Source organism: Vibrio pacinii DSM 19139, assembly GCF_000711795.1.
GTDB lineage: Bacteria > Pseudomonadota > Gammaproteobacteria > Enterobacterales > Vibrionaceae > Vibrio > Vibrio pacinii.
Map to the genome: position 1 here is coordinate 1 of NZ_JONH01000039.1, position 5,947 is coordinate 5,947.

7 protein-coding genes are annotated in these 5,947 nt (G+C 40.9%); all 7 read right to left on the reverse strand.

Going from position 1 to position 5,947, the window contains the following annotated elements; all coding sequences use genetic code 11:
* Positions 1–1,297: 1,297 nt before the first annotated feature.
* A complete protein-coding gene (locus BS19_RS14725; RefSeq protein ID WP_038176269.1) occupies positions 1,298–2,197 on the reverse strand; it encodes a hypothetical protein in 900 nt (299 codons plus the stop codon).
* Positions 2,198–2,302: 105 nt separating this feature from the next.
* Positions 2,303–2,773, reverse strand: a complete 471-nt coding sequence (locus tag BS19_RS14730; protein ID WP_038176270.1) for a GNAT family N-acetyltransferase — start codon at positions 2,771–2,773, stop codon at positions 2,303–2,305.
* A 644-nt stretch (positions 2,774–3,417) separates the two neighbouring features.
* Positions 3,418–3,789 carry a nuclear transport factor 2 family protein gene (locus tag BS19_RS14740; RefSeq protein WP_017065222.1) on the reverse strand — a complete coding sequence of 124 codons (372 nt, stop codon included), beginning with the start codon at positions 3,787–3,789 and terminating at the stop codon, positions 3,418–3,420.
* Between the two features lie 154 nt (positions 3,790–3,943).
* The gene (locus tag BS19_RS14745) at positions 3,944–4,345 is read right to left on the reverse strand and encodes a hypothetical protein (protein WP_038176276.1); all 402 of its coding nucleotides are present in this window, start codon (positions 4,343–4,345) and stop codon (positions 3,944–3,946) included.
* A 644-nt stretch (positions 4,346–4,989) separates the two neighbouring features.
* Complete coding sequence (locus BS19_RS14750) at positions 4,990–5,292, reverse strand: type II toxin-antitoxin system RelE/ParE family toxin (RefSeq protein WP_038176278.1); 303 nt, start codon at positions 5,290–5,292, stop codon at positions 4,990–4,992.
* Positions 5,280–5,537, reverse strand: coding sequence for a type II toxin-antitoxin system Phd/YefM family antitoxin (locus BS19_RS14755; protein ID WP_005448240.1), 258 nt, complete (start codon positions 5,535–5,537; stop codon positions 5,280–5,282). The genes BS19_RS14750 and BS19_RS14755 overlap by 13 nt, the downstream gene beginning before the upstream one ends.
* Positions 5,538–5,701: 164 nt before the next feature.
* On the reverse strand, positions 5,702–5,947 hold a 246-nt coding region (locus tag BS19_RS14760; protein WP_211253012.1), incomplete at its 5' end, for a lipocalin family protein.

Genomic DNA, 5,947 nt, shown 5'->3' on the forward strand with positions numbered 1-5,947 from the left:
AGAAAACTGGCCAAAAATACCCAATAAACCTTTTGGAAAGACAATGCCACAAAGCTGACTTTCAACGAGTAAGTTAGCGCCTGAAACGGCAAAACGAAACCACAACATTAAAATCGCACACGACTTCAGCAAACTACACCAAATCACAAAACTGAACAAAATTGCACAATTCAGTCGCCTTAAACTTTCTACTTTAGCTACGTTTTTACCGCTGGCAACTAACGCCGCGTTAAGTAGTGAGCAACATTGCCATCCAGCCTAACCCATTGTGCCGTAAACACTAAATTCAAAGCAAACCGAAAATGCTAAGCGTTGCGAATCTGCCTTAAACGCTTTGTTAGTTGCCATTCTACACCTTTGATTTCCAGTTTATTTCCGCTTTGCCAACACCGTTTTTGAGCGCGTTGAAAAACTTAAATCAGGCGCAGTTTTAAAGCGCCTGTCACTGAAACCACTTGGAATTATCAACGCCGTAGAAAACTGACTAAAAGCATCAAAAAGACCTTTTGGAAAGACAATGTCACAAAGCTGATTTTCAACGAGTACATTCGCGTCTGAAACGGCAAAACAAAGCCACAATATTAAAAAATCGAACGCAACTTCAGCAAACTAGATCATAGAGACAAAGCTGAGCACAATTGCACGATTCATTAGCCTTAATTTTCTGCCTTAGCTGCGTTTTTCTCGCTGGCAACTAACGCCGCGTTAAGTAGTGAGCAACATTGCCACCTGACCTAAACCATTGTGACGTAAACACTAAATTCAAAGCAAACCGAGAATGCCGAGCGTTGCGAATCTGCCTTAAACGCCTTGTTAGTTGCCATTCTAAACCCTTTGATTTCCAGTTCATATCCACTTTGCCAACACCGTTTTTGATGCGCTTTGAAAACTCAAATCAGGCGCAGTTTCAAAGCGCCTGTAACTGAAACCACTTGGAACTTACAACGCCGTAGAAAGCTGACTGAAAGCACCAAAAAGACCTTTTGGAAAGGCAATGCCACAAAGCTCACTTTCAACGAGTACATTCGCGTCTGAAACGGCAAAACAAAACCACAGCAATAACAATTGATCGCAACTTCAGCAAACCACACACATACAAAACCGAGCACAATTGCACCGTTCATTAACCCTAAGAGTTTTACGCTTTAGCCACGTTTTACCGCTGGCAACTAACGCCCTGTTAAGGTGTGAGCAACGCAATACCGATGCTGCCGCACACCACCTTAATCACTAACATCAACGCATGGTAAAAATGCCACGCGTTGCGAATCACTCTTAAACAGATTGTTATGTGGAATCACGCATCGTGGAATAATTTAAAATCAATTAGCAGACGGTGTTGGGTAAAGAACCTAAAGTAATCATCTTCAATGTCCTGCTTTCCCAAAAACGCTATTAAAGCTTTTTTTGACGTACCACGTACAGTTTCAATTACAGCATTATAACGATTAATGAATTTGGTTTTACTTTGCTTTGGCCAATCTGACATATCGATCTCAACGTAGTACGGTCGTTCATTTTTCTTATCAACCCACTTACCTCGGGAAAGCTCGATCCTCAAAATATCATCAACGACTTCTGCCAATTTCCACGACAATGTAGAATAGTAAACTTTGGTTTCCTCGCCCTGTAAGCGGAAATGCTGTTTTCCTAGAGTATTTTCAATTCGTTGAAAAACAGTAGCATATGTATCCGCACCAACCCCTTCAAAAAACAACTCCCTATCTCTATCGTGGGGAAAGTCAAAGTACTCATTTACAATGCTTTTGAACGAGCTCGTCTCATAGTTTGTTTTACGATTGTGTTCTGGAAACTCACTCGAATTCCTTGTCCCAAGTTTTGCATTTTTAACTCCGGGCTTGCTGGTAGTGCCGGATGCTTCTGAAGCACTTTCTTTTCTTAACTTAAAGCGGTTGGGATATACCAATGGAAAACCTTCTTCAGAAGCTAACCTAGAACGCAGTCCTCTTTTCCTTATTTTTGATGCATTCTCAGTTTCACACCATGATTTATGGTTCCGATCAGGAAACGTTTTAAAGTAAGGTTTACGTAAGTTGAAGTCTTTTATGTATGAGCAAGGAACCAACGGTACCTCGCACTCATCACAGCAAAAATCTGTTCTCTCAACGTTTTCCATGAAATACAAATCTTCAGCTGTGATAACTTCACCGGATTTTAACACTCGTGCTTCATCCATTTTTACCTCCTTTCACATAACGCTGCGTTAAGGTGTGACAAGCGCTTGCCATACTGTGAGCGAAGCGAAACCGGCAAGCGTTTGGAATCACTCTTAAACGCTTTGTTATGCGATTTTTGCGCACATTATGTATTGAGGACCCGCTAGACCACCCAAATACTGTTCAAAACAGTTTTCAAAACCACCTTTTTCGTAACACACTTTTGCTCCTGGATTTTTGCAATTAACTGTCAGGTAAATCCAATTGAACGCTGAGTAGTGGGCTTTTAAGTAGGGAAAGAGAGCTTTGACCGCCTTCGTGCCTACCCCTTTACCTTGCTGACTAGTGTCGATAGCAAAAGCTCTTAATCCTAGTCCATCTGACGGACAAAACTCATAGTTAGAAGAATAAGCAACATCCAATTTGAAGAAACCGACTACTGAACCGTTGTTTTTTATGACATGTAAATGAGTTGTCTCACTTGCACTTGATATGAATTCATCAGCCGTACCAGCAAACTTAACTTGTTCATCAGCTAAACGTATAAGCTTAATTGCCCCAATATTTGATTCGTTAATCTTCTCTATTTCTACCATTTTGCTTCCATACTATTGAATCGCATAACGCCGCGTTAAGTAGTGAGCAACATTGCCACCTAACCTAAACCATTGTGCCATAAACACTAAATTCAAAGAAAACCAAAAATGGCCAACGTTGCGAATCTGCCTTAAACGCTTTGTTAGTTGCCATTCTACACCTTTGATTTCCAGTCCATTTCCACTTTGCCAACACCGTTTTTGAGCGCGTTGAAAAACTCAAATCAGGCGCAGTTTTAAAGCCCCTGTCACTGAAACCACTTGGAATTAGCAACGCCGTAGAAAATTGACTGAAAAGCACCAAAAAGACCTTTTGGAAAGACAATGTCACAAAGCTGACTTTCAACGAGTACATTCGCGTCTGAAACGGCAAAACAAAACCACAATGTTAAAAATCGAACGCAATTCTAGCAAGCTACACCAAAGTACAAAACCGAGCAAAATCACACGATTCATTAGCCCGAAACATTCTGCCTTAGATGCATTTTTACCACTGGCAACTAACGCCAAATTAAGGTGTGAACAACGCTAACACCTCACTTAAAGCATTGTGCCATAAACACTAAACTGGCTTGAAGTGAAAGCGCCAAGCGTTGTGAATCACTCTTAAATTTATTGTTATATGCCTTTTTCCAAGCATGATTTTAGACTAATTCAAAAGCTGGACATGGTGTCCCTTGATGAAACTTCAATTGCCAACAAATACCGTTGAAAGCCCAGATAGAACAGCGTTTGGCATAATCGCTAACCTCACCTGACGGGGCCAATAAAGCAGACTCATACTTAAGTAAGTGAACCGATGGTTCAAGTTGAACACATTCATAGTTTTGAGAATGAACCCGAACTTCTGAAGGTTCTTCTGAGCTCATCATTTCAATGATGGAAGCAAAGTCATAACTGGTGCCTGATTTACCAACTTCAGAAAAACTGGGATGAATCAGGCGTTCAATATCAGGTAAGCTCTGACGCGTCTCGTACTGATGAAGCTCAATTTCTTGTTCAACCAATATGTCCATATATTCTCCGAATTCGATAAGGCATATAACGCCAAATTAAGGTGTGAACAACGCTGACACCTTACCTAACGCATTGTGCCATAAACACTAAACCAACTTGAAGTGAGGGCGCCAAGCGTTGTGAATCACTCTTAAATTTCTTGTTATAACTTTCTCAATGAGTCCCAAACTTTTCACGAATACCAGCCACTTCTATCGAATATTGATAGGTAACGTAGAATGCTGCTGCAAACATCGCTAAGGAAGCAAATAGTGAGAAATTAGCAACCAAAGACACTACAGCAACGATAAAAGACAGAAGACTCCATGTATGAAAACGCTGAACACCGACATACTCGGAATCCAATGCTGTACCTTTACCTGCAAGCCTGTTGTTGAACGCAATAAAAGCGATGATGCTGTTCAAGCCTAAGCTGACCGCAAAAGAGAATGTTGATAGTTCGAGAAAAAACGATTTGGAGATATCTACATTTCCGCTAAGAATAGCCATAAAGTAAGCAAAAGAAGCAGCAGACAAAGCAGAACTCAACCAAATATAACCGTCATATTTCTTCACTATTGTAAATTCCTCCGAGAGTTATAACGCCGCATTAAGGGGTGAACAACGCCACCGCCTAACCTAAACCATTGTGCCGTAAACACTTAAGCTAATTCAAACCAAAACTGCCAAGCGTTGTGAATCCCTCTTGAATGCTTTGTTAGTTGCCAAACCTAAAGCTTTGATTTGAAGTTGATTGCCGCTTTGCCAACACTAACTTTACGTACGTTGAAAAACTAAAATCAGGCGCAGATTCAAAGCGTCTGTTACTGAAACTACTTGGAAAAAAACAACGCCGTAGAAAACAGAATAACAACACCAAAAAGCTCATTTGAAAATGACAATATCACAGAGCTAACTCTCAACAAGTGAACCGACTTCTGAAACGGAAAATCCGACCAAAAAAAACAAAACCTGATTTTCACAAGACTAAAAGACTAAAATTTGAAATACAAAACCTAGCCAAAAATGCACTAACATTTGCCCTAAATATTCTGCTTTAGCTGCGTTTTTCGCCTTGGCAACTAACGCCCGCTTAAGTGGTGAGCAACGCAATACGATGCTTCCGCACACCACCTAAATCACTAAATTTACAGCAAACCACAAATGCCACGCGTTGCGAATCCGTCTTAAAGCGTTTGTTAGCCGCTCATTCTCAAAGGTTATTGCTTACTTAACAGGAACTTACGTAAATCCCTTTCGGCACGCATAACAAACAGAATAAAAACTTTATCACCGTCTTGTTTATAGAAAACACGACATGGGTTAACGACAACTTCACGATAACTTAAATGTTCTAGTTCGGGCGGAATACGACCTGACTCAGGAAAAGTTTGTAAGCGTTCAACTTTCGAGAAGATCGTTTGTATTAACTGCTTTGCAGCTACGATATTTTCAAGTGCGATGTATTCAGCGATATCGTTAAGGTCAGATAACGCTGGCTCAGTCCAAATTATTTCAGCCATTTTGACATTTTGTCCTTGGCTTCATCATGACTTACCACTTTACCGTCAGCTAGTGCGCGTTCGCCTCGTGCAATCCCCTCCAGAATAGCCAAACGATTTTGCATAAACTCGTAATCATCAACATCAACTAGATACGCGGATGGCTTACCATGCTCGGTAATTAACACTGGTTCTTTGGTGTCGTGGAGATCGGCGAGGATCTTAGTTGCTTGACGTTTAAGTGATGTAACTAGTTCTACTTTCATGAGAGCTGCTCCGAAGGAATACTAAAGTGATACTATTCTATCACTTTGAGTATAGCAAGCTCCATGACGGCTAACGCTGCGTTAAGGTGTGACAAGCGTTTGCCACACTTGAGCGAAGCGAAACCGGCAAGCGTTTGGAATCACTCTTAAACGCCTTGTTAGGTTTATTTTTGTTCCACGTATATTAATTGCTCAACATCAAAACCGTTCTGTTCAGCCAGTTCTTCAAACCTTTCGATGATATCTGCACTTACACTCGGTGACCGCGATAACAACCAAAGATAATCATTGTTCGGACCCGATACAAAAGCATATTCGTAGTTTTCTTTTTCTAGGTCAAAGACCACATATGAGCCATAAAATGGACCAAAAAACGACACTTTCAAATACCCCTCGTCAGGGCTGTTAAC